Origin of the sequence: Sphingomonas nostoxanthinifaciens (assembly GCF_019930585.1) — a bacterium.
Lineage (GTDB): Bacteria > Pseudomonadota > Alphaproteobacteria > Sphingomonadales > Sphingomonadaceae > Sphingomonas_I > Sphingomonas_I nostoxanthinifaciens.
Map to the genome: position 1 here is coordinate 1251033 of NZ_CP082839.1, position 21565 is coordinate 1272597.

Annotated in this window: 27 protein-coding genes and 2 pseudogenes; 21 read left to right on the top strand and 8 right to left on the bottom strand. The window is 62.8% G+C overall.

Annotated elements, in window-relative coordinates:
* The first annotated feature begins 95 nt into the window (after window positions 1–95).
* From K8P63_RS05995 to K8P63_RS06005, 3 genes are all read left to right on the top strand, one after another.
* The gene (locus K8P63_RS05995; RefSeq protein WP_223798915.1) at window positions 96–674 is read left to right on the top strand and encodes a phosphatase PAP2 family protein; all 579 of its coding nucleotides are present in this window, start codon (window positions 96–98) and stop codon (window positions 672–674) included.
* 761 nt (window positions 675–1435) lie between these two features.
* Window positions 1436–1588, top strand: coding sequence for a hypothetical protein (locus K8P63_RS06000; RefSeq protein WP_223798916.1), 153 nt, complete (start codon window positions 1436–1438; stop codon window positions 1586–1588).
* Window positions 1589–1846: 258 nt separating this feature from the next.
* Window positions 1847–2113 carry a hypothetical protein gene (locus K8P63_RS06005; RefSeq protein ID WP_223798917.1) on the top strand — a complete coding sequence of 89 codons (267 nt, stop codon included), beginning with the start codon at window positions 1847–1849 and terminating at the stop codon, window positions 2111–2113.
* Between the two features lie 19 nt (window positions 2114–2132).
* Here K8P63_RS06005 and K8P63_RS06010 read toward each other — a convergent pair whose 3' ends face one another.
* Both K8P63_RS06010 and K8P63_RS06015 read right to left on the bottom strand, forming a co-directional pair.
* The gene (locus tag K8P63_RS06010) at window positions 2133–2297 is read right to left on the bottom strand and encodes a hypothetical protein (protein WP_223798918.1); all 165 of its coding nucleotides are present in this window, start codon (window positions 2295–2297) and stop codon (window positions 2133–2135) included.
* Window positions 2298–2395: 98 nt separating this feature from the next.
* On the bottom strand, window positions 2396–2767 hold the full coding sequence (locus K8P63_RS06015) for a hypothetical protein (protein ID WP_223798919.1): 372 nt from the start codon (window positions 2765–2767) through the stop codon (window positions 2396–2398).
* Between the two features lie 115 nt (window positions 2768–2882).
* Between K8P63_RS06015 and K8P63_RS06020 the strand changes: the two genes are divergently transcribed.
* The 7 genes and pseudogenes from K8P63_RS06020 to K8P63_RS06050 all read left to right on the top strand — a co-directional run.
* A complete protein-coding gene (locus K8P63_RS06020; protein ID WP_223798920.1) occupies window positions 2883–4382 on the top strand; it encodes a helix-turn-helix transcriptional regulator in 1500 nt (499 codons plus the stop codon).
* A gap of 117 nt (window positions 4383–4499) precedes the next feature.
* Entirely contained in the window at window positions 4500–4757 is a 258-nt protein-coding gene (locus K8P63_RS06025; protein ID WP_223798921.1) for a GlsB/YeaQ/YmgE family stress response membrane protein, read from the top strand.
* Window positions 4758–4820: 63 nt separating this feature from the next.
* Window positions 4821–5438 carry a general stress protein gene (locus K8P63_RS06030; protein ID WP_223798922.1) on the top strand — a complete coding sequence of 206 codons (618 nt, stop codon included), beginning with the start codon at window positions 4821–4823 and terminating at the stop codon, window positions 5436–5438.
* A gap of 22 nt (window positions 5439–5460) precedes the next feature.
* Window positions 5461–5769, top strand: a complete 309-nt coding sequence (locus K8P63_RS06035) for a hypothetical protein (RefSeq protein ID WP_223798923.1) — start codon at window positions 5461–5463, stop codon at window positions 5767–5769.
* Window positions 5770–5890: 121 nt separating this feature from the next.
* Window positions 5891–6262, top strand: coding sequence for a low affinity iron permease family protein (locus K8P63_RS06040; RefSeq protein ID WP_223798924.1), 372 nt, complete (start codon window positions 5891–5893; stop codon window positions 6260–6262).
* 450 nt (window positions 6263–6712) lie between these two features.
* Window positions 6713–7027 carry a hypothetical protein gene (locus K8P63_RS06045; RefSeq protein ID WP_223798925.1) on the top strand — a complete coding sequence of 105 codons (315 nt, stop codon included), beginning with the start codon at window positions 6713–6715 and terminating at the stop codon, window positions 7025–7027.
* A 12-nt stretch (window positions 7028–7039) separates the two neighbouring features.
* Window positions 7040–7267, top strand: a pseudogene (locus tag K8P63_RS06050) (IS5 family transposase); the annotation flags it as partial.
* Between the two features lie 203 nt (window positions 7268–7470).
* Here the strand turns inward: K8P63_RS06050 and istB are convergent.
* Both istB and istA read right to left on the bottom strand, forming a co-directional pair.
* Complete coding sequence (gene istB / locus K8P63_RS06055) at window positions 7471–8205, bottom strand: IS21-like element helper ATPase IstB (protein ID WP_223796966.1); 735 nt, start codon at window positions 8203–8205, stop codon at window positions 7471–7473.
* Window positions 8138–9703, bottom strand: a complete 1566-nt coding sequence (gene istA, locus K8P63_RS06060; protein WP_223796967.1) for an IS21 family transposase — start codon at window positions 9701–9703, stop codon at window positions 8138–8140. The genes istB and istA overlap by 68 nt, the downstream gene beginning before the upstream one ends.
* Before the next feature lie 176 nt (window positions 9704–9879).
* Between istA and K8P63_RS20990 the strand changes: the two genes are divergently transcribed.
* Window positions 9880–10326 carry a DUF2252 family protein gene (locus K8P63_RS20990; RefSeq protein WP_223798926.1) on the top strand — a complete coding sequence of 149 codons (447 nt, stop codon included), beginning with the start codon at window positions 9880–9882 and terminating at the stop codon, window positions 10324–10326.
* Window positions 10327–10374: 48 nt separating this feature from the next.
* Window positions 10375–10854, top strand: coding sequence for a DUF2252 family protein (locus tag K8P63_RS20995; RefSeq protein ID WP_398288855.1), 480 nt, complete (start codon window positions 10375–10377; stop codon window positions 10852–10854).
* Between the two features lie 21 nt (window positions 10855–10875).
* Here the strand turns inward: K8P63_RS20995 and K8P63_RS06075 are convergent, their stop codons facing one another.
* Entirely contained in the window at window positions 10876–11823 is a 948-nt protein-coding gene (locus K8P63_RS06075; RefSeq protein WP_223798927.1) for an NAD(P)/FAD-dependent oxidoreductase, read from the bottom strand.
* A 584-nt stretch (window positions 11824–12407) separates the two neighbouring features.
* Between K8P63_RS06075 and K8P63_RS06080 the strand changes: the two are divergent.
* Window positions 12408–13026: pseudogene (locus K8P63_RS06080) on the top strand (IS6 family transposase); the annotation flags it as partial.
* 440 nt (window positions 13027–13466) lie between these two features.
* Here the strand turns inward: K8P63_RS06080 and K8P63_RS06085 are convergent.
* Window positions 13467–13871, bottom strand: a complete 405-nt coding sequence (locus K8P63_RS06085; protein ID WP_223798928.1) for a BLUF domain-containing protein — start codon at window positions 13869–13871, stop codon at window positions 13467–13469.
* Between the two features lie 901 nt (window positions 13872–14772).
* Between K8P63_RS06085 and K8P63_RS06090 the strand changes: the two genes are divergently transcribed.
* A complete protein-coding gene (locus K8P63_RS06090) occupies window positions 14773–15027 on the top strand; it encodes a hypothetical protein (RefSeq protein ID WP_223798929.1) in 255 nt (84 codons plus the stop codon).
* A 391-nt stretch (window positions 15028–15418) separates the two neighbouring features.
* Here K8P63_RS06090 and K8P63_RS06095 read toward each other — a convergent pair whose 3' ends face one another.
* On the bottom strand, window positions 15419–16462 hold the full coding sequence (locus K8P63_RS06095) for a glucokinase (protein WP_223798930.1): 1044 nt from the start codon (window positions 16460–16462) through the stop codon (window positions 15419–15421).
* 301 nt (window positions 16463–16763) lie between these two features.
* On the opposite strand from K8P63_RS06095, the gene K8P63_RS06100 reads away from it, so the two are divergent.
* The 3 genes from K8P63_RS06100 to K8P63_RS06110 all read left to right on the top strand — a co-directional run bounded on the left by K8P63_RS06100 (window position 16764) and on the right by K8P63_RS06110 (window position 18207).
* Window positions 16764–16997, top strand: a complete 234-nt coding sequence (locus K8P63_RS06100) for a hypothetical protein (RefSeq protein ID WP_223798931.1) — start codon at window positions 16764–16766, stop codon at window positions 16995–16997.
* A gap of 776 nt (window positions 16998–17773) precedes the next feature.
* Window positions 17774–17974: a hypothetical protein gene (locus K8P63_RS06105; protein ID WP_223798932.1), complete on the top strand. Its 201-nt coding sequence runs from the start codon at window positions 17774–17776 to the stop codon at window positions 17972–17974.
* Complete coding sequence (locus tag K8P63_RS06110; protein ID WP_223798933.1) at window positions 17971–18207, top strand: hypothetical protein; 237 nt, start codon at window positions 17971–17973, stop codon at window positions 18205–18207. Before K8P63_RS06105 ends, K8P63_RS06110 begins: the two co-directional genes overlap by 4 nt.
* 431 nt (window positions 18208–18638) lie before the next feature.
* Here K8P63_RS06110 and K8P63_RS06115 read toward each other — a convergent pair whose 3' ends face one another.
* Window positions 18639–19067 (bottom strand): BLUF domain-containing protein, encoded by a 429-nt coding sequence (locus tag K8P63_RS06115; RefSeq protein ID WP_223798934.1) that lies wholly within the window; start codon window positions 19065–19067, stop codon window positions 18639–18641.
* A gap of 75 nt (window positions 19068–19142) precedes the next feature.
* Between K8P63_RS06115 and K8P63_RS06120 the strand changes: the two genes are divergently transcribed.
* The 4 genes from K8P63_RS06120 to K8P63_RS06130 all read left to right on the top strand — a co-directional run bounded on the left by K8P63_RS06120 (window position 19143) and on the right by K8P63_RS06130 (window position 21201).
* On the top strand, window positions 19143–19640 hold the full coding sequence (locus K8P63_RS06120) for a C40 family peptidase (protein WP_223798935.1): 498 nt from the start codon (window positions 19143–19145) through the stop codon (window positions 19638–19640).
* 153 nt (window positions 19641–19793) lie between these two features.
* A complete protein-coding gene (locus K8P63_RS06125) occupies window positions 19794–19976 on the top strand; it encodes a hypothetical protein (protein ID WP_223798936.1) in 183 nt (60 codons plus the stop codon).
* Window positions 19977–19989: 13 nt separating this feature from the next.
* Window positions 19990–20115: a hypothetical protein gene (locus K8P63_RS20760; protein ID WP_263282695.1), complete on the top strand. Its 126-nt coding sequence runs from the start codon at window positions 19990–19992 to the stop codon at window positions 20113–20115.
* Window positions 20116–20967: 852 nt separating this feature from the next.
* On the top strand, window positions 20968–21201 hold the full coding sequence (locus tag K8P63_RS06130; protein ID WP_223798937.1) for a hypothetical protein: 234 nt from the start codon (window positions 20968–20970) through the stop codon (window positions 21199–21201).
* Window positions 21202–21565 lie beyond the last annotated feature (364 nt).

A 21565-nucleotide genomic window follows, 5' to 3' on the forward strand; every position in this document is an offset into this window, starting at 1 on the left:
CGGGCCCGTGCCTGCTTGACCGTGCGCCGTATCAAAACAATGGACGTCGCAATTAAGCCGGGCCCAACAAGCGTGGTGAGGGGGTGCGCCTTTTAATGCCAAAGACCACTCGCCCCTCGGCCAAAGCCAAAAAAAGGCATTCGGTCGAAAAGGCCGATCTCAGGCTCGCACGCAGCGCGGCGGGCTGGCGGGATCACCCCGTAGTTCGAGCGTTGGGGAGGGTCAGCGAGCTTGCCGACCAGCCTCAGCTTTACACCTTAAGTGCTGCAACCGCCGTTCTCGGCATCGTCGGAGGCGATGCGAAACTAATGCGTGCCGGTATAAGGATGCTGGCGGCTGAGTGGCTCGCGACAAAGGCAAAGAGCTTTCTAAAACATCACATCGATCGGACACGTCCGCATGTGCCGGTGGATGGTGGCCCCTATCGGTTTGAGCAGGGCAAGAGCCACGATACGGAGCTCAACTCCTTCCCGTCCGGCCACACCGCTGGCGCAGTTGCGGTCGCGCGTGCGTATACAAGTGAATATCCAGAACATCTTACGATTGCGACGACGCTCGCGATCGGCATCGGACTGATTCAGCTTCCTCGCGGTAAACATTATCTAACCGATATCGGCGTCGGCGCTGCGATCGGCCTAGGGGCGGGAGCAATCGTAGCAAAACGCGTGAGTTAAACCGCTGCCCGCAAGTCCATGGGAACCATCATTCGAACGGCCTTTTTGGCCAATCGCACTTCGCACGCCCTCTCTGCAACGACCTCGCTGTCGATAGGAGTCGAGAGCGCAGGCTTGTTCGAAATCGAAAACGAAATGCCAAGAAACTCCTGGACCGTTGCGCGCTGCGGACCGCGAGCATGTTCCGGCCCCAGCTCCACAGCAACTGCGCGCGTCGCCCCCCGGGGACAACCTAGACTACGATTTCCCCTGATGCCGGGTGCGCCTCGATGATCTGGGAACCTCCTTGCAAGGCACCGTTGGCGATACGAACCTCGAGCCCTAGAACGGTCTCCTCACGTCGACCTTGCTCGAGCGTCAGTTCGAAGCGCTTGAAGCGCGTTATTGCTGGGCTGGTCATACGGCCCTCTCGATCGCCGGCTCCCCGTGGACGGCGACGAACAGCGCTAAAAGATAGACCGACAGCTTTACAAGTAGTTAGTTATATCTCGTCGTGACCTATCAAGAGCAGCGGAGGAGCGGAGGGACCCCGCTGCCGCTGGGATTAGGTCGCAGATGAAGGCAGGCTCGCTGGACCGCGAGCGAGGTGTGGGCCATATTCAGCGTCGACGTCGCGCTGTCGAAAGTGAGACTATGACCGAACCGAGCATGATCGAGCGTGTCGCCCAAATTTTATGTGTGGCAGACGGCAAGCACCCGGATGTCGGTGCCCGCATCGATTTAGGAACAGTTCACTTCAACGTGCCCGAGGGGTTTCCCCAGTGATCGCCTACAAAGATAAGGATCGCATGGTGATCACGGAAATGCGCGAACCTGCCGGCGAAATGATCCGCTCGTATGATGACATTCCAGCTGCGCAACAAGACATTTGGCGCCGATCCATCGATGCTGCGCTCGACGAGAAAGATAAATGATTGAACTAACAATGATCGAGCGGGTAGTATTATTTTATGCAAGGTGGCCGGCAATTATTCAGGAGGGCATGAAATCACTCCAGGTCGCGATTTAGACTGGCGCTCCTTTGCCCTTTAGGCGCGCTCGGTCCCCATTTTCATACGGCATCCCACCGACCTGATGGGGAATGGCTTGCCGAATGGGCACAAGCCGGGCAGTCATTCAGCGACGCAGATCTGGAGTGCCATGATTGACGTTGCGCTGGCAGAAGGCGCGTGATGACCGAGCAGACCATGATCGAGCGGGTGGCGCGCGCGCTCTGCCGGCACGACGGGCATGGCGAGAACATCAGGATGGACGGCAGGCCTATGTGGGTTAGCTATGTGCCGGAGGCGCGGGCAGAGGTCGCGGCTATGTGCGAGCCGACGAAAGGAATGAGGCTTGCCGCCGCCGAGAAGCTGGACCGAAATCCCAGCCCTATTCGGCCGAGCGGCCCCCTGTACTGGGCTGTTATGATCGACGCCGCGCTGGCGGAGGAGCGATAGCGCCCCTCCGCTGCTCGGATCATGTTGTCGGCGTGAAATCGAGATAGTACGACTTGCCGACTTCGAACTGCAGTGCGGCATCGGGATTGTCGATGAGCATCTCGAGAGATCTCCATGGAGAGGCCTTGGTGAAGCGGCCGTCTTCGGACTGGACCTCTTCCGAGTAGACGGTATGGAACTTCACCACTCGGCCTTCGCCGACCTCCTACTTGAGGACGGCAAAGCAGTTGAATTTCGCGCGAACGGTCATTGCGGTGCTCCTATCGATAATGTGGCGGATGCTCATGCGGCGACGGCCGCCGACGCGGCGGCCGTCTTCAGCGCCGTGGCCGCATCGTTGTAGAGCGACTGAACCAGCTCGCGCGCGACGTCGCCGGCATCGGCCGCGAGTGAAGCCAGCCCGCCACCTGTGACATAGGGCAGGACGAGCGGCGCGGTGTTCGCCACCACCTGCTCGAACTTCTCGGCGCCAATGAGGGTCGAGTCCTCCAGCGCCTTGATGTCGGCGGTGACGGTGGCGCCGATCGAGGTCGTCTTGAGGGTTGCGACCACCTTCTGCGTCTCGGACAGCGCGAACTGCTCGACCGCGTGACCGGCGGCGTGGAGCGCGGTCAACTGCGCGGAGCTGAGGAAGCCGACGAAAAGCTTGGACATGGGCGATGCATTTGGTCTGACAGCACCCTCCCGCGCGAGCGTCTACTCAGAGTTGTGGTGTCATAGGTCTCGGCGCTATCCGCGGTAGCGCTGAATGTGTGCCTGGAGCGTGAGAATGGTGAATCCGACAGACGGCGCGCGATCGAAGGAGCAACCCGATCGCGCTCAGCTTCACCGCATTGTCGAGGGTCTGAGTGATGGCGTTGTTCTGATCGAACCGGACGGGCGCATCGTATGGGCAAATTCTGCGGCGCTCGCCATGCACGGTTGCGGCGACGCTTCGGATCTTGGCGACACGGTCGGGGCCTATCAGGACCGCTTCGACCTGCGACTCAGAGACGGGCAACCACTGCCCAAAACGGCCTATCCAATGGCACGGCTGTGCCGCGGCGAGGCGTTCGAGGACGTTGTCCTAACCGTACGCAAAGCCGATCGGGAACAGCGCGACTGGGTCCACCGCGAACGCGGTTTCGTGCTGGATCGCGACGGCGCCCCCGATTGCCTGGTGCTCATCATCTGCGACGCGACTGAGGCATTCGAGGCCGAGGAGCGCTTCGAAAGCATGTTTAATGCAAACCCCGCGCCGGCGCTTATCCTACGACTGCTAGACTTGCGCTATGTGCGGGTCAACGAAGGCTTCCTCGAGCTGTCTGGTTGGGAACGCGACCAGATCGTCGGACGCTCGATCTACGACCTCGATATCCTTGCGCAGGCCGCCAAGCGGGACAAAGCGAAGGCGCGCTTGGCGGAAGGCGATCCGATCCCGCAGACAGAGGCAGAGCTTCCGATACCGAATGGCGATAGAAAGCTCGTGCTGCTCGCCGGGCATCCGGCGGAGATGGCAAACAACGAGCCCTGCATGATCTTTACCTTCGCCGATCTCGAACCGCGCCGACGCGCCGAGATGGCGCTACGCCAGAGCGAAGAGCGCTTCGCCACCGCCTTTCGCTTCGCACCGGTACCGATGCTGCTGACGACGCTCGACGGACATCGCATCCTTAACGTTAACCACGCCTTCCTCTCGCTCACGGACTGGGGGCATGACAGTGTCGTGGGCCGCAAACCGGCCGAGATCGAACTGTTCGAGAGTTCAGCGACTCGGCGCGAGATCGAGAAGAAGGTGTCGGAGAGCGGTTCGTTCCGCGGCTACGAGCTGCAGGTGAAGACGCGCACCGGCACGCTCGTTACCTGCCTCGCCTCGGCCGAGACGGTATCGATCAACGGCCAGTTCTGCATCCTCGCCGCCTTCCAGGACATTAGCGACCGCAAGCGCACCGAGCTTGACCTGATCGCGGCGATAGAAGGCGCGATGCAGGACTCCAGCTGGCTCAGCCAGAAGATCATGGACCGGATGGCCGCCCTGCGCGGGGGAGCGCCCAAGCCAGGCGCCTCCGACCCGCCCGTCGACTTGACCCCGCGCGAACGCGAGGTGCTGGCCCTGATCACGAGAGGCAAGACTGACGACGCGATCGCCGACACGCTGTCCCTTAAGCGCAATACGGTACGCAACCATGTCGCGAGGCTTTACGCCAAGATCGGGGTCCACAGCCGGGCCGAAGCGGTGATCTGGGCGCGCGATCGCGGACATCAACTTGGGCTGGATTCCGCGCAATAATCGCTCCGGTTGGTGTCGATGCACCTATCGAACGGGTGCCTGCGCATCTTTAGGACGGCGGCTTGCAGCCCTAATTCTCCATCATCCGGGGTTCGCCCGGTCCGAAAGGAGAACTCAATGTCCATTCTCGCGTGGATCATCCTGGGTCTTGTCGCCGGCTTTATTGGCAGCAAGATCGTCAATAAGTCTGGTGAGGGCGTGCTGCTCGACATTGTGCTCGGCGTCGTCGGCGCCGTCGTTGGCGGCTTCCTGTTCAACCAGTTCGGCGCCGCAGGCGTCACCGGCCTGAACATCTACAGCCTCGTCGTCGCGGTCATCGGCGCGATCGTCGTGCTTGTGCTCTACCATTTGGTGGTCCGCGGAACGGCCCGCTGAACCTCGGCAGTCGAAAATAACAGGATCCGGGCGAGTGTTGTCCGGGCATTGGAGAGACCTACCATGACACAGACCATTACAGGCTTGTTCGACCACTACGACGACGCCCGCCGCGCGGTGCAGGATCTGGAAGCGGCGGGGGTCGCCCACCGCGACATCAGCCTTGTCGGCCATGACAAGCAAGAGCAGGTCGGGACCCGCCGCGTCGGCGACGTCGCCGATCCTGCTGCGGAAGATGCCGGTAAGGGTGCCGAAATCGGCGCAACCGTCGGCGGCGTCGGCGGGCTGCTCGCCGGGCTAGGCCTGCTTGCAATCCCAGGCATCGGCCCGGTCGTCGCAGCCGGATGGCTTGCGGCGACCGCCGCGGGTGCCGTGGGCGGTGGCTTAGTCGGTGCGGCGACCGGTGGTCTGGTCGGTGCGCTGACGCATGCCGGCGTTCCGGAGACTGATGCGCACGTCTACGCCGAAGGCGTCCGGCGCGGCGGCACGCTCGTCACCGCCAAGGTCGATGAGCTACTAACACCGACCGCGCGCAACATCCTCGGTGACGGTCGCACGGTCAACGTCGCCGAGCGCCGTAACGCTTACGAGACGCAGGGCTGGAGCAACTTCGACGAAGCGGCTCCAGTCTACACGGACAGCGACATCGCCGCCGAGCGCGCTCGCTACGACCGCGTCTGAACGGACGTTAGAGGAACTGAACATGCGCATCCTAGCAAAAATGCTGCTTGGGACGGCCATTCTGGCAGCCCCGGCGCTCGCCCAGACGGCACCGGCCAAGAACAATTCCGCGATTAAGACCGCCCATACTGTCGATGACGGCTCCTCTCGCCGCGGCGCCAACTCGTTTACCCAAAAGCAGGCACGCGAGCACATCGCTAAGTCCGGCTTCACCGATGTTTCGGTACTGGCCAAGGATCAGCATGGGGTGTGGCGCGGCACCGCGAAAAAGGACGGCCACACGTTCCAGGTCGGGCTCGACTTCAAGGGCAACGTGTCGACCGGCAAGTAGCAAGGCGGCAGTGGGGCACGCGGCTGTGTTTGCCGCGCGCCCCCGCTTGCAACAACTTTTCCACCACACAGCGTTGGTGAGACGGACTCTTGTACTCGGGTAGAGTAGCGAGGAAATGGCCGTGGCGAAGACGCTCTACAATTTCGGGTGCAGGGTGTCCGCATGGGGCGCCGATCTCGCGGGGCATCCCTTTTCAATCCTTACCGTCGCCGTCGTCTGTGCGGCATGGTTCATCATCGGTGGCACCTCCGCCGAAAACACGCTGACGCTCGCTCTGTCAGTCTTGGCGATCACCCTTACGCAGATGGTCCTCAACCAGCAGCGGCTGAGCGAACGCGCACTGCACATGAAGATCGACGAACTTGTATTCGCCATGAACGGCGCGCGCGACGAAATCGCCGGAATTGAGCGCAAGACGGAGGAGGAGCTCGAGGCGCTGCGCCGTACAGGCGACATCGCCGAAGATGTACTTCAGTCCCGCCACACGGCGTAGGCAGCTGCGTTCAGACCGCGCTTATCCTCCGCATAAAACCCAAAAGCTGCCATTTGCAGGCACTTGGTTATGCTTAAACGACATCCGCAGGCGGCGGGCGCGGCTTGCGATCTGGTCGACAGGCATGACAACCGCGCCAAGGCGCTGGTTGAGGCGAAGCTCGCTGACCGTCTTCAAAAAAGGCGAAATTGACCAAGCCCTTGAGCTCGACCAAGTGCGTCGGAAGATCGAGAAAGTCTTCGAGCGCGAAGGCGACTAGGCTCGGACTAGGTTGTGAACCCATAAAGCCGCCCTCGCTGACGCGGGGCTGGTTGCGACGGGCGGTAGGGTGCTGCAGTTTGGTGTGATGCCGAGGTATGAACCACTGAATACGGGCGTCGCGCTCAAGGCGAGCGGCAGCGATCTGTTGCCTTCCAGTTGCGGATCAACGGCATAAGCGCCGACTTCAGGATGCCCGATGATGAAGCATTACTTCGGGTCTCATTCGATCGACCTTGCATTGTGCGTCTTCTCGACGAGATGCCGCTAAGCACCGAGGAAGACGAGACGCCGAACGAAGGCTTGGTGCCCGAACATTTCGCCTACCGTTTGAACGGAGCGCGCTTTGCGCGCCTCCAGTCGGAAGCATGGAAAGATGTTTTTGGGCCAGTAGCTCACTATCAGTTTGTCACCGGCGACACATGCATGGATGTGTTGAGCGGCGGTGCCCCTTCGTTTTCGGTCGTAGATCGAACGGATGGTCTTTCGCCTCCTGCCCAGACGTGATTCAGCGTCGGCATGAGCCGATATGATCTGACCGACTTCGAGTGGCGCGTGGTCGAGCCGCTGCTGCCCAACAAGCCTAGAGGTGTACCGCGCGTCGATGATCGGCGCGTGTTGAATGGCATCTTTTGGGTGCTTCGATCCGGCGCGCCGTGGCGTGACCTGCCCGAGCGCTATGGCCCGCGCACCACCTGCTACAACCGCTTCAATCGATGGCGAAAGGCAGGCGTGTGGGACCGGCTGTCAATCGGCTCGGGAAGTTGACCCCGTATCGGCGTGCAACTTTGACCCCCTTTTCTGATGGGCAGCCGGGTTGTCCCGGTAGTCCACAGGAGGGCCCCACGGCCGGCGCCGCGCGCCGCCACGAGCGCAGGCGGTGACGGCCGTGGGAGGTGCCTGTGGACCCACCGGGTCAACCCGGGGGATGGGGGTCCGGGGGAAGGGTTTCAGGCGGCTTCGCGGTTCTTGAAGCGCCAGCTCTCGTTGCCGGTCTCGACGATGTCACAGTGGTGGGTGAGCCGGTCGAGGAGCGCGGTCGTCATCTTGGCGTCGCCGAAGACCGTGGGCCACTCGCCGAAGGCAAGGTTGGTCGTCACCACCACTGAGGTCCGTTCGTAGAGCTTGCTGACGAGGTGGAAGAGCAGCTGGCCGCCCGAGAGCGCGAAGGGCAGGTAGCCAAGCTCGTCGAGGATGACGAGGTCGAGCCGCGACAGGTGGTCGGCGATGCGCCCAGGGCGCCCGGCACGGGCCTCGGCCTCGAGCTGGTTCACGAGGTCGACGGTGTTGTAGAAGCGGACCCTCGCTCCGGCCCGGACGCAGGCACGCCCCATGGCGATGGCGAGATGCGTCTTGCCCGTCCCGGTGCCGCCGACCAGCACGACGTTGCGCTGCGCCTCGAGGAAGGCACCCGTGCCGAGATCGCGGACCAGGCCTTCGTTGATGCCGGTGCCGGCGAAGTCGAAGTCGGCGAGCTCCTTGGCGAGCGGCAGCTTGGCGGTCGTCATCTGGTAGCGGATGGAGCGGGCCTGCTTCTCGTCTATCTCGGCCTTGAGCAGGTCGCCGACGACGCGCTGAGCGGAGTGCTGCCGCTTCACGGCATCGGCGACGACCTCGTCATAGGCATGGCGCATGCCGACGAGCTTCAGCGTTCCCATCATCTCCAGGATGGCGTGACGTTCCATAGGACCTCCTCAGGCTGTCGTAGCGGGCGCAGTCGGCGACGGGCTCGCGGCCGAGCCGCAGAGCCTCGGGCGTGGCGATGGTGGCGGGAGCGGCGGTCTGGCGCTGGCGGGTGAGCACGTTGAGCACGACGTCGCGGCTGACGGTGCCGCCGGCGAGCGCCTCGGCACAGGCCGCCTCAACGGCATCCAGCCCGTCCGTCGTCACCGCCGCCAGGATGCCCACCATCTGGCGGTCGCCGTCGGCATGGCCCGCCAGCCTCCGCCTGACGCGTTCCAGCGCCACCGGCAGCGGCCAGTCCTTGAAGGGGGCGCCGTTCCTCAACGCGCCGGGCTTGCGTGCCAGGACGGGCACATAGTGCCACGGGTCGTAGACCGTCTGGTCGCGGCCGAAGCGCCGGGCATGCTCGCCGACGACCTCGCCCTCCTGCCGGATGACGATGCGCTCGGCATAGGCGTGCACCTCGACCGGGCGCCCCGCCGCCTTCGCGTGCACCGAGTATTTATTGTAGTCGAAGCGGACCAGCAGCGTCTTCGACACCGCCGCTGGCAGGGCGTGGAAGCCGTCAAAGGGTCCGCGGTAGGCGATGAGCGCAGGCCGGTCGGCCGCCTCGAACACCTGCTGGACCGTGCAGTCCCTGAGCTCGGGATGCGCGGCACGCTGGGCATGGACGGTGCAGCGGTCGAGCAGCCAGGCGTTGAGCTCGTCGTAGCTCCTGAAGCGCAGCCGCGGCGTGAAGAAGCGCTCGCGCACCAGCCCGACCTGGTTCTCGACCTGCCCCTTCTCCCAGCCCGATGCCGGCGTGCATGCCACCGGCTCGACCAGGTAGTGGCCGCACATCTGCTGGAAGCGCCGGTTGTAGCGCCGCTCACGACCGACGAAGATGGCGTCCACCGCGGTCTTCATGTTGTCGTAGATGCCGCGCTGACAGGCGCCGCCGAAGAAGGCGAACGCCCGGTCGTGGGCGTCGAACACCATCTCCTGGCTCTCGCGCGGGTAGGCCCGCACGAAGAACATCCGACTGTGGCAGAGCCGCATGTGCGCGACCTTCACCGTCGTCGTCACGCCCGCCATGACGACGACCTCATGGCTCCAGTCGAACTGGTAGGCCTCGCCCGGCGCAAAGCTCAGCGGCACGTAGGCCGCCGCCGTGACCGCCGACCGCTCACGCTGCCATGCCGTGGCATAGCGGCGAACGGCATCGTAGCCGCCACGGTAGCCTAGCCCCTGAAGCTCCTCGTACACCCGGACCAGCGTCAGGCGCTCGCGCCGCTGCTTGCGCTCGTTGGCCTCCAGCAGCCGCTCGAGATCCGCCGACCATGGCCCAAGCTTCGGCAGCGGCTGCACCGTCCGCTCGTAGGAGAAGTCCGTCTCGCCGGACCGCAGCACCTTGCGCACCGTGTTCCGCGACACCCGCAGGTCGCGCACGATCTCCTTGATGCTCTTACCCTTGACGTAGAACTCGCGCCGGATGCGCGCCACCGTCTCCACGACCAGCATTCTCCCCGACCGCTCCTGCGCAAAGCGCCGGGCGTGAACCGCTCAGTTCAGGGGGGTCAATTTTGCACGCCGATCAGCCCCGAACGGGGTCAACATTGCAGGCCGATTCACAACCGGCTGATGGACCCCATCAGCGCCGCGCACGACGGTGAGATACAGATGACGGCGAGGGCAACGTGGAGATCCAGATTTGGGATCTCGATCAGACGGTCATCGGCAATCCGGCACACGATCTAATCCGGCTGGGCCTATCGCTGACGACCGCAGCACGGGGTTCGGATTTGCCGGGGGTGACGACTGCTCGAATGGTCGAAGAGATGATCGATGGCTACGAGCATGCTCTCGCCGATCGTGAGGAGGGATATCTCGGACCGGAGCCCGAAGTCGTCCGCGTGGTCAAGCGACGCGCCCTGGGCCGGCGTTGGCGTCATCTCGCGAATGAGCGGGTCAACGGGACGGAGCCGACCATCCCGATCGGCAAGAAATTCTGGCCGTTGGAGCCGGCAGAACGATCGGCGCTTGTCGAGCTGTTCTCGGATCCGGAAGTGAAGCGCGCCATCCTGTCGCTGGATCGCAAGGACCGCGATCGCGACTCCGGCTGGTCGACGCAGCCTATTGGATGAAGGGCTTGCAGCTCGCTCGGACTGCTCCGATACGCCGGCATCATCGCCATAAAGGGGGCGAAGGGCCGCGAGAGCTTCGCGCTGGTCGACCTGAACGAGGCGATCGCGCCCGCCGCGCCAATCGACCCTCAGGCTGAGATGCCGAACGATCCTGCCGAACGCGTCGTCACGGGTGCCCGCGCGCTGTCGCCGCATCTCGGTGAGCGCACGATCGCGGCTCGCCTGCTCGGTAAATCGGTCTTCATCCGGGAGTTGGCTCCGCAGGACATGAAGCTCGAGGTTGAGCAGTTTACGGAGAGCCAAGCCGTGAAGGCCGCTCGGTATCTGGCCATTATCGTCGGCAAGGCCCACGCACGACAGATGGACGCTGGGCAGCGCACGTCATGGCGTCGCACGCTTCTGGATCATCGCGGATCGGGGATCGATGCACCGACCTGGCTTTGGCAAGCCGTGGTCGATCTGTCTGGTTCGCACGAGGCGGGATACCTCGAGCACTGTCGCAGGTACGCGCTGCAGCAGAACGCCTGACCGAAAGGCTGCCTGGACTTCCTAACGCAGAAGCGGCCGCCGCTCGGCAAGGTCATTGCGGATCGCGGTGGCAGCAACGCCGCCTTCACCCATGGCATGACTGATCTGATCAAGCCCATAGACGACGTCTCCGGCAGCATACAGCCCGGGTACGTCGGTCCTTTGATGCCGATCGACCACGATGCAGCCGTCCTCGCTCATGTCCACGCCAAGGGGCTTCGCCAGGCCTGAGTGTATGCGGGATCCGAGTGCCGGGTAGACGGTCGCAAAGCGTAAGACCTTCTCCCGGACGGGAATGACGATCTCGGTCCCGTCGATGCTGATCTCGCCGTGAGGTCCATCGATCGGTGTTACACCGGCGTCGACGAGCTTGCGCCGCTCCTGCTCCTCGAGATCATGTCTTCCGCCGGGCGCGATCAGACTGACTGCGGACGTGAAGCTGCGCAGGAAGATGGCCTCCCGTGATCCATGCTCGCCGGTACCTATCACCGCGACATGCTGGTCGGTCACTTCGTATCCGTCGCACACCGGACAGTAGCGCAGCAGGCCTTGGCTTAGCGCTGCGTCGTGCACGGTCGCATCCATGTCGGGCCGGTTGTTCGACACCCCGGTTGCAAGGAGAACGGCTCGAGCTTTGAAGCCCGAACGATCTGTGCGGACGATGAAATCGTCTTCACTTCTGACGATCTCCGTAACTTCTCCCTCGACGATCCGCGCGCAATAGCGGAGGGCCTGATCCCTCATGCGGTCCACAAGCTCGGAGCCTGCTATCCCGTCAGGAAAGCCGGCATGGTTTCGGGTTTTCGGAATGAGGGTCGCGCGACCACCGCCGCGATCAATCACGACGACGTCGAGGTGAAAGCGAGCGAGGTAGATGGCTGCGGTCAGTCCGGCAGGGCCGCCGCCAACGATGACCACGTCCGTCGGCGCGAGCTCATTGCCGCCGTCGTGCATCACGTCCGTCTGCATAGATAAAAGGTTCAGTCGTTGTAGTGGCGTGTGTAGCACGACGCGATGCGGTCAGTGCCCGGTCGCACGGTAGCTGCTGCGCCAATACGAGGACTGACCAATGTTAGTGCGCGTGCTGCGGCGCGGGCGCCGGCTGCTGCGCAGCTGCTTCTTGGCGGCGACCTTCGCGGTGATGGCCCACGGCGCATCCTACGGCTGCGCCGGCCACAGCGTGCCCCTTACCGACGAAATGCCCGCCGACGCCACCGACAGCTGCGCCTTTGAGGCATCCGGCCGAAAGTGCTGGACTGGCCATGAGTGCAGCTACGGCCATGAACGTGAAGTGCTTGCGTCCCATAATTGTTAGTCCTGCTTAGTAAGCTGAGAGATGCGGCCGACCCGATAGCTACGGCTTTCGGGAAGCTGAAAACCAACTATCGATGGCAGCTAAGGCTGCATCCGGGAAGGCGGCCGGGTGCGCTGTCAGACCAAATGCACCGCTCGGTAAGGAGGGCTGGGTGGGGGGGCTAGATGCCTCGTCCTTGCAAGCACAGAGCCCATTCCGCTTCTTCAACTCGTCACCCGAGGTGATCCGCCTCGTGGTGATGATGTATGTGCGGTTCCCGCTGTCGCTGCGGAACGTGGAGGACCTGCTATTCGAGCGCGGGACCGACATCTGCCATGAGACGGTGCGACATTGGTGGAAACGCTTCGGTCCGATGTTTGCGGGCAATATCCGTCGGCAGCGGGTTTCTCGCATGCGGGGCTTCCGCCATTGGCGCTGGCACCTCGACGAGATGTACGTGAAGCTCAACGGTGAGATGGTCTACCTCCGTCGATCACGAGGGCGAGATCCTCGAAAGCTACGTCACCAAAGGGCGCGACAAGGGCGCAGCGCTTCGCTTCATGAAGAGGGCGCTGAAGCGTCATGGCTCGCCGGAGGCCGTCATAACCGACGGGCTGCGCTCCTATCGCGTCGCGATGACCGAGCTCGGCAACGAGGACAAGCAGGAGGTCGGCCGCTGGGCCAACAACCGAGTGGAGAACAGCCATCTGCCGTTCCGACGACGAGAGCGGGCGATGCTGCGGTTCCGACGAATGGCGAGCCTCCAGAAGTTCGCCTCGGTCCATGCAAACGTCCACAACAACTTCAATCTCGAACGCCACCTCGTCGATCGCCAGACCTATAAGCTTCGCCGCTTAGCCGCCCTGGCTGAGTGGCAGATCCCACCGATCTGGTTAGCCCGAGATCAAACTGATCGGTCGATCCGGTTGGGTCACGGCAGATCGGGATGCGATCGCTGAAGCTGCTTACATCATGCGCGAGTTGCATCCGTGTGTGAGAGGATAAGGGTCCACACATACGATCCGCACAGCGTCAGCGGCGAGTTGAGCATCGCGCGCCTTTGACTCTGCGTCGGCACTCGGTTCAGCACACTGAAGCGAGGCGGCGCGGGACGCAATGGCCGACGAAAGTATCATTATGAGGGTGCGAATATGGTTGCGTCCCCCGCACCGTGAGGGGATTTACGTCAGTGCCCCTGGCCATCACCCAGCCACCCAGGATTGGGACCCATTGCTCAATCCGGCCAAAGCGACCGCGCGGCTGCCTCGGCCATCTGGCCTGACGCATTTTTCTAAACAACGAAGCAACTTGATGTCGATTAACTCGGCGTACGCAACCGAGAGAAGCTTCGGAACGTGGCGCGAATGTTTGCATCGGAAACCTGCTCCGTCATGGCCTCGACCATCGCACCAATGTCTTGCGAGTTCTGAGAAGCAAGCCTCTCGGCTGCCATCGCCCATGATCCGAACGAACGGATCGCAACCTCATTACTGGACAGCATAACAACTGCTTTGTGCCTGCGGTCGATTTGGATCCGCTGGAAAGTCTGCATTACCGTAGCGTGCTCGCCTTCCAGCGCCTGGAGGAAACGCCGCCCATCATACAAAAGCATCCCCGTGACCCCCGCGGCAGAGTTTTTCGAGCGAGAAACACGAAGGATATTGTCGATAGATGCGTCGCAAATATCGCGCGCCGCAGTGCTGATATACGTCAACTGCAACATCGATCGGCCTCCTGATGCTCGACCCACTAAGCTTAAATTGTTGAAAAAACGTGTTTGGGAGCGTTAAGAGGCTGTTGGGCTAACCACATGTCGGTCGCTAGCTACCCGATCTCGGCCTCGCGGTGGTTGGCCGTGCAGAGGCGGCCCTGTCGTTATTGACCGGCGGCGGCCTCTGGCGCGCCAACGTCGCGCGGGGCGGGTGCTTCCGGTCTAACATGTCGTGTGCCCGGCGCCGAGGCGGCCGTCGCTCGGGCGGTCGCCGCCTCATCCAATAAGGGTAGGGGAGTTATGGCCCTTCCGCCGCTTTCAGTCGGACGTAAATCTACGAATATAGGCTCGTGCTTTGATAGCTCCTCCCTCAAGCACTTGTACTCGAACGACATCTGTCTGAGGGCCTGCAGAAGCTCCTGGAGCTGGAGAGCACAAGAACTTACATCAGGCCTGATCCTGGCGATATCGAGACCGGAGGTAGGCGTGGTCGGCAAATGGCGACTGAACCATCATATTCCGTCACGGTTTAGATCCGGAGCCGGAAATCTCCGAGATCGTAGGACCGGCACAGTCAAGTCGCATCGGCTCTGGTTAATCGGCGTTCGAACGGTAGCGAATCGCATCAGCAACGAACGATGAAAGAGCGGCCGGAGTCGAACAGCCGCCAGGGTCGTTTCCGTGTCTGCGACTGGGTCAGGTTCGCCGATACGATCGGAAGTGAATGCTCGCTTGTGCAGCATCGGTCTCGCCAACACAGCGGCGTTCCGTGCGTGCCTGCTTCGTATTCGCGGCTGGCACGGATGCGACGAACGCACCGAATGCAGAGGCATGGTGCCAGCGCGGCCCTATTCCACCGGCAAGGCGAAGCGTACTGAGCCGTCCGCTCACCCAGAGCGGATGGAGAACGACCATGCGTACCTTAGCTATGACCAGCTTTGCACTCGCCGCAGCCTCTTTGTTAGCGGGTGCCTCGCTCGCGCAAACGCCCAAAAATCAGGTCGCACTCAGGCAGGCTTTGAACGAGCTTCAGGATGCTCGTCATCAGCTGCAAACGGATACGTCCGACACCGAAGGCCACCGCGAGAAGGCGGTCGGGCTGGTCGAGGCGGCTATGAACGAAGTCCGCGCCGGATTGGCGCACGACAATACCAAGCCCAAGAAATAGTCGAGACTCGAGCCGGCGCGTCGCGCGCCGGCTGCGTTCTTATTTGAAGCGTGCTTCGAGCAGCCCGATCGCACCGTGTCGCGAGCCGGCTTACGTTTCCCATGGATCAGCAATCTGGGCAGGAACGCGCCGGACGGTCGGTGAGCCGCCAATTGTACGCCCATGGGTGGTCCGCGCGAGGCTATGCCGATCGTTATGGAGGCTGGCGAGCATCTCAATTGCTGGGCGCTCCCCTGACCGAGGAACAGGGGCTGAAGAACGTCGCGCCATCGTTGAGCGCGAAAGGCGCGCGCCGCGCGGACGGATTATCGTCCGACCGTTGGAAGAGAACGAGCGGGTGGCTACAAGCAGGTAACAACGTGCTCTAACGATTGCAGTAAGCGACGGTCTCTCATGTGGCAGCAGGCCAACGCGCGGTCGGTGCGCTATCCGCCGGCCAGCCCCGGGCCGCTAGCACCGACGCACTGCCAAAATGCCGATCGGGCTTGGGCAATTCTTTTTCCATAGGCGCGGAGTTTAAGAGCCGTTCGCTCGATTGGTCTTTGGTCGCCCCATTCTCGATCGATCGCAGATACGCGAGGCATCCTTTGAGTGGCTGACGCTCGACGAGAATGCTCAGCTGGGCTTGCTCGATAAAGCGCCCATGTACGGAGCGGTCCGCCGCCCGCGCCGCAAATGCGGTGTAAGCCGCCGTGTTGCGGAATGTACCGGCGCGGCTCCCACAAAGAATGATGCCACTCCATGCTGCCGTCGCGAGCAGTGCGTCGCCGGCAAAAGCGCCGGCAAGCGTCGCCCAACGTAACGCACCGGCGCCTGAGACCTCGGTCGTATAGGTTCGCGATAAAATCTGTTCCCAGGATACGGCGCGATGATAGCCACGCAGAGACTGCATCAAGGCGAACTCGTCGGCGCTCGCCGGCGAGAAGCCTGTGTGACCGAGCTCGGTATCTGCAACCTTGATGTGCCCATCGGCGGCAACCGTCAACGTCGCGGCGCCCACTCCATCGTCCAACAGGAGCGCGGTCCACCGACCTGGAAGGGCGAAATCCGGCGCGCTGGCACGCCCCAATGGAAAGATGTTCGTGGCCGGCCCAGTTGGAAGCGACCAAGCCGTCGCGACCATGTCGTTAAGAATGATGATGGGCTTTCCAAGCATTCCTCCCAATCCGGCACGCGACAGAGTCCAGCTTGATCGGGCAACTCGGATCGCACTGCCTGTGGTGGGCCCCGGCACGGAGAGCACGCAACCCGCGTTCCGCAAATCTACGCCAGTCTGCCGTGCGTAACTGAGCAGCGCGTCGGAGAAGGTCGTGAATAGCTCTGTGGAAAACGAGCATTGTTGCTCCAGCGTCAGCGCTCCGCGCCCGGCCAGCGCGAAGCGCAGAGTACCCGCCGTCGCAAGATCGGCTAATATCCAGACCGTCGACGTGGTCAAGTCGCACCCCCACCCAGTTCCGCTATTTTGCGGATTCTGCGTAATTATGCTCCGAAGGTGAACATTCAATAAACATTATCATCGCCATAGCTTCTGGGCAAATGCAGCCTATGATAATTGATCATTCTTAACCACCCGACACAGCATTAAGGCTAGTGTCTATAGAGAAAGCTATGGCCAGTCGGTATACCGCGACGTACAATCCGGCGGGCACCAAGGCCGCCTATTAGCCGCTTTCGCTCACGCTCGCCGGAGGACAGGGCGCCACTGCCACCTTCGGCTCACACTCCTGTTCTCGCTCATGTCGACGGGCGGTGGGTTCGCCGCCTCCCTGCCGGGTGCGCCGACCGCGCTCCCCGCCAAGGTTCATAGCATTGCCGCGGGCAATATTACCCCGCCGCCTGACATTGAACGCGACGCAGGCAATGCTGACGGGACGCCGACTACCGAAGGCACCTACACCTTCACCGTGCACTGCGTGCATGGCATTTCCGGCGGCACGGTAGACCTGTCCTGCACGATCACGGTGAGCTGATCTGACTGCGACCGACGAAATGAAGCACGTCGCCGGGGGTGGGGCGGAGCCAGCGACGTGCTCATTTGCGCGACCGTCGCGGAGACTGGTCGCATCAAGCTGTAAGCTGCCCCGGTTACCCAAAAGTTGACCGCGTGACAAAATGGAGCGCGGCTGTCCAGTATCGCCGCGCTCCACCGTCTGCCCCAGCGAATCGGCCGGAAGCTTCGATATACGGCAAACCCCGCCCCAATCGCTGATCTAGATCGTAACCTCAAAGCGCGCGGTTGACGCGCCTTACCCTTTTTCGTGAACACCGCTCGCATCGTTGAACAAATGTTTTCGGGCGTGCCGTAAGCCGCGTCGCCCACCGGTGCAGGCCGAAATAGCAAAGAAGCCGCATATCATTCCCCCCGGTTGACGGGCCGACGATATGCGAAGGTGAAGCGCGCCGACAGTGGCGCCCGTTAGCGCGCTCCACCCCCCGCTCCTTATTGCCAGGGAGTGGCGCCGGCGGCGCTCTTTACCTATGCACTCGCGGCACTTCAAGCCAGCTGGCGACCTCACGATGATGATCGAACCATCGCCCGGCAGGCAGCCGGGAGCTTGGGCGCGCCTGCCTGGATGGACGCAGCCCGCATCGGCCTTCGGCTCGCACTGTTCCTGCTCGCCAGCATGGTCGTGCTGAGCTGGGGCCGCAGGGCCGGTAGAACGGCGCCCTGGATCGCCACCGCAGCCTCACGACCGCGGTGACGGCGTTCGGGATCTGGCTGTTCGGTCCGGCATTCCTGCCGGGCTTGCTCGGCACGCCGTGGCAGCCGCTCATCGGCGATGGCATCGAAATCATGGCAATCGCGACGATGTGCGCCGCCCTCATCCTGCTGCTCGGCATACGCGCGCTCAAACGTGAGATCGGCCTTGCCGGCGTACATCGCGGCATGGCGGTCAATATCGCGATCGTCATGGCCTTGGTCGCCGCCGCATGGGTGTTCCGTTGACCTGGCAGGCCAATGCCGCAGGCCGCTATGGTGCGATCGGCGCGGGTCTCATGATCGCTACGGCGGCCCGTTATGGCCTCGCGCTGGGCGAAGGACGGCGGCTCAGCTGGCGCGCGATGCTGGGCGACGCTCTGCTGCTCGGATTGGTCGGCCTGTTCGCGGTCATCATCTCCGGCAAGTTCGACCTGTACGGCGACGTGCGCGCGTTCTGTTCGGCGCTCGCGGCAGTCTGATCTGACCGCCTGATCAAGCTGCTGCGCTCGCGGTTTACGAACGCAGTTGAGCTCAGCCTGATCAGTTCACGCGCACTTCCCTCGCGGGCGACGTGGTCAAGGTGCCGGCCGGCAGCGGCGCACCTGACAATGCCCGCATCGACGTGATCCGGGATGAGAGCCCGATCGTCTCAGCGCTACGCTCCCAGTACCGGCGTCCGGCTCGATCGCGCCCGCCAGACGATCGGATCGATCTGCTGCGGAAGCTTGACCAGCAGGAATGAACGTCGCGCCCCGCCGGCCTCGTTGGGGGGTAGGCGGCGGGGCGCGTCCCGCCGCCCAGGGGGGAGCGCTCGGGAACGGCGCATCATAACGCTCTCGGCCTGCACGGCAATACAAAGGATTGCAACATGATCGGATGGGAGGGTGTCGCCCAGCGCGCTGGCGCGGGGTCACCGCAGAGCAGAGCGATCAAACGCCATCTTCGCCAAACCGGCAAATCCGACGAACGAGGCACGGACTTCGACGCTTCGGACGCCTGCCACCAACGAAGCGATCTCCTGAGATAGCTCAAATGCACTCGCGGTGCTCGTGACGAATCGCCCCTGCATTGACCAGTCGCCGAACTCGCGCCGTTCGATTGGGCAGGTACGCATCACCGCCAAGTATCGATGACGGACATCCCGTTTAATCCGGTCAAAGGTTGCTATGACGGAACTCTCAGGCCCCTCAAGAGCTTGTATGAAGCGACTGCCATCGAAAACAAGAAGGCCTGTTACATCGGTCTCTGAATTGCGCCGCTGCGATATGCTCAGAATTTCCGCGCAATCGTCGGGTTTCAGATCAAAAGCGGCGACGCTTAAATAAACAATCTGATGCACCGGCTGTCCCCATCGCCAATCACCGCGTCAACACATCGACCGCGCAGTGGCGCTTAACTACCGACGAACTAACATATGTCCACAGATCCGCTGTGGCTCGTCCGCGCGCGGGCGCTCGTCGGCACGCGTGAAGCGCCCGGCGTCGCCAATAACCCAACCATCATCGGCTGGGCGCGAGCGCTCGCGATCAAGGTGCTGGGCGTCCTCCACAATGCCGACAGCGGGCCGTGGTGCGGCGTGTTCGTCGCCGAGAACTTTCGCGAGGCGGGCGTCCACCTGTCGAGCATGAAGATCGGCGTGCGCGCGACGAGCTGGGCGACGTGGGGCAAGCCGATCGCGCGCGATATGCTCGCGCCCAGCGCGGTGTTGGTGTTCCAGCGCCCCGGCGGTCGCCCCGTAGGCGAGGACTGGCGGCCTTCCGCGTCCTGGGTGGCAATCAGGCGACCGCGTGTGGACGCCCGGATCGAGAAAGCGCGCTGCATCGCCGCCCGCCGGCCGTCCGATCAGCCGCTGCTCGGCCATCCGATCCTGATGACGACCAGCGGCGTGCCCGCCTCGACCAACGAAGCCTGAAAGGACGATCATGCCCGACCTTCCCGCGCCGGCCGCCACGGCCGTGCATGCCTTGCTCGCGTCTCTCGTCAGTCATGCCCTCGTCGCCGCCGGCTCCGCGCTGGTGACGCGCGGGATCGTCAACCAGGCGCCGTCGACGGTCTCATCGCCACGATGGTCGAGACGATCGTCGGCACGCTGATGGTCTGCGGCGCCACCGGCTGGGCGCAGGTCCGCGCCTTCCTCTCGCACACCCGGCTGGCCGCCGCATGGGCGGCGCTCAACGCCGAGCCGGCATCCCTTCCCGTCGCTGCCGCCGGTCAGGCCTGCAGCGCTGGGCCCGTCGCCCGACCTTAAATCGGAGAACATCATGTCCAAGCTTTTCGTGGGCTTCCCCAGCTCCCTGCAGCTGGCCGCGCTTCACGCCGCCAGCCGCGCGGTCGAGCAGTTCGCCCTGTCCGAGACTCAGAACGTGGTCGCCACCCTCAACACCTAGATCGGCGCCACCGTATACGATCGGCACCCTCGCGCGCATCGCAAGCGTTCATCGCGCCGTTTGGCAGGCTTACCATGGCATAGTGAAGAGACGAATTCGCAATAGACTGACAGCGCCGATGGCTCGCTTGTGCAGCGGCCAGATCAGTAACGTACGCGCATCATAGCTTCGCTCGGCACTCCCGGCAAGCATCTCGCTGCAAGGACGGCTGCGATCCTCCGGGCAGCTATCTCCCTAGATGCAAAACCTTCTTGGTCCCGCACCTTGAGCACCGCTGAACGACAGTTCCGCGACGTGCAGTGAGCTTTGTGTTCCAACTATGGATCGCGAGACGACATAAGATGCGCATGCCCCCGTCTTCTGCGAACCAAGCGCTTTGGGCCATACCAAAAGGTGCTTAACAGCATCGATCGTGAAAGAATGACGGCGGATTGACGAATGGAGCGCGGCGGTCCAGTTTCGCCGCGCTCCATCCACGCTCCAGCGTTAGGCCGGAGCGCTCTGTTGGCTCGGTGATCAACCTTCCGCAAGGCGGCCTCTGCGACGTTGTGATCCTGTTGGTGGCCTCCCCGCGCGCGCTCGGCACGGCCGACAATATGGCCGGGTAGGGCGAAACGCCCGGCACAGGGGAACATGCTGGCTCAACATGGGAGGCGCTCACATTTGGCCCGTCGGACCGCGGTAAGCTGTGATGACGCCTGGTCGCGGCGGCGGTCGCCGCCTGATCCGCGCGGCCGAGGAGTGCTTTCACCTCTCCGCAAGCGCGGCCTCGAGGATGTCGCAAATTTAAATGAGCGACGCTAAGCCAGGCACCTGCGTGACGATCACCTTTCCTCGCACGGAGGCAGGATCATGACAAAGATCATGGAGGTTCTGATCGTCGAGGACGAGATGCTTCTTGCGATGGATATGGAGGCCATGGTCGAGGACAGCGGTCATCGTGTTTTGGCAGAGGCTGCGAGCCTCCAGGAGGTCGAAGCCCTGCCAACCGATCTGAACCCCCAGCTTGCGTTCGTAGATATACATTTGGCCCATAATTTTAAACGGTCTGGACGTATGCCGCTACATTCTGGGACATTGGCCTAATGCGCTGATCGTGTTCGTCACAGCGAACGTTTCAAAGATACCGGCCGACTTTTCCGGCGCGCATGGTGTCATCGCCAAACCCTTCTCGCATGCTGGCGTCGTCAATGCGATCCGGTACTTGGCTAACGGCGTGTTCGATCCGCCCCCCAGCATGCCGCTACCGGCCAGCCTTCATGCCTCACCGCACCTAGAGCGCCACTGGTCTAACGCAACAGCTTAGCTCGCTGGACGTCGTTGCCGCCCTTTCAACTTTTCATGCGTGCTGAGTGACAGTTTCCAGCTGAGGCTACAGTGAGGGTTGGCCATACGCGGCTCTTGGGTGGCAGAAAACTAGCCGTTCGTGCTGGTCATTTTAGTAGCGCGA

Excerpts from the sequence above, each read along its gene's own strand:
- istA (WP_223796967.1), bottom strand. The coding sequence starts at position 9,703 with ATGCTGGTCGTGGAGACGGTGGCGCGCATCCGGCGCGAGTTCTACGTC.
- K8P63_RS06075 (WP_223798927.1), bottom strand. The coding sequence starts at position 11,823 with ATGCAGACGGACGTGATGCACGACGGCGGCAATGAGCTCGCGCCGACG.
- K8P63_RS06090 (WP_223798929.1), top strand. The coding sequence starts at position 14,773 with ATGCGTACCTTAGCTATGACCAGCTTTGCACTCGCCGCAGCCTCTTTG.
- K8P63_RS20760 (WP_263282695.1), top strand. The coding sequence starts at position 19,990 with ATGTCCAAGCTTTTCGTGGGCTTCCCCAGCTCCCTGCAGCTGGCCGCG.
- K8P63_RS06020 (WP_223798920.1), top strand. The coding sequence starts at position 2,883 with ATGGTGAATCCGACAGACGGCGCGCGATCGAAGGAGCAACCCGATCGC.
- istB (WP_223796966.1), bottom strand. The coding sequence starts at position 8,205 with ATGGAACGTCACGCCATCCTGGAGATGATGGGAACGCTGAAGCTCGTC.
- K8P63_RS06005 (WP_223798917.1), top strand. The coding sequence starts at position 1,847 with ATGACCGAGCAGACCATGATCGAGCGGGTGGCGCGCGCGCTCTGCCGG.
- K8P63_RS06035 (WP_223798923.1), top strand. The coding sequence starts at position 5,461 with ATGCGCATCCTAGCAAAAATGCTGCTTGGGACGGCCATTCTGGCAGCC.
- K8P63_RS06045 (WP_223798925.1), top strand. The coding sequence starts at position 6,713 with ATGCCCGATGATGAAGCATTACTTCGGGTCTCATTCGATCGACCTTGC.
- K8P63_RS06125 (WP_223798936.1), top strand. The coding sequence starts at position 19,794 with ATGGTCGAGACGATCGTCGGCACGCTGATGGTCTGCGGCGCCACCGGC.
- K8P63_RS05995 (WP_223798915.1), top strand. The coding sequence starts at position 96 with ATGCCAAAGACCACTCGCCCCTCGGCCAAAGCCAAAAAAAGGCATTCG.
- K8P63_RS06025 (WP_223798921.1), top strand. The coding sequence starts at position 4,500 with ATGTCCATTCTCGCGTGGATCATCCTGGGTCTTGTCGCCGGCTTTATT.
- K8P63_RS06100 (WP_223798931.1), top strand. The coding sequence starts at position 16,764 with ATGTCGACGGGCGGTGGGTTCGCCGCCTCCCTGCCGGGTGCGCCGACC.
- K8P63_RS06085 (WP_223798928.1), bottom strand. The coding sequence starts at position 13,871 with ATGTTGCAGTTGACGTATATCAGCACTGCGGCGCGCGATATTTGCGAC.
- K8P63_RS06030 (WP_223798922.1), top strand. The coding sequence starts at position 4,821 with ATGACACAGACCATTACAGGCTTGTTCGACCACTACGACGACGCCCGC.
- K8P63_RS06130 (WP_223798937.1), top strand. The coding sequence starts at position 20,968 with ATGACAAAGATCATGGAGGTTCTGATCGTCGAGGACGAGATGCTTCTT.
- K8P63_RS06015 (WP_223798919.1), bottom strand. The coding sequence starts at position 2,767 with ATGTCCAAGCTTTTCGTCGGCTTCCTCAGCTCCGCGCAGTTGACCGCG.
- K8P63_RS06120 (WP_223798935.1), top strand. The coding sequence starts at position 19,143 with ATGTCCACAGATCCGCTGTGGCTCGTCCGCGCGCGGGCGCTCGTCGGC.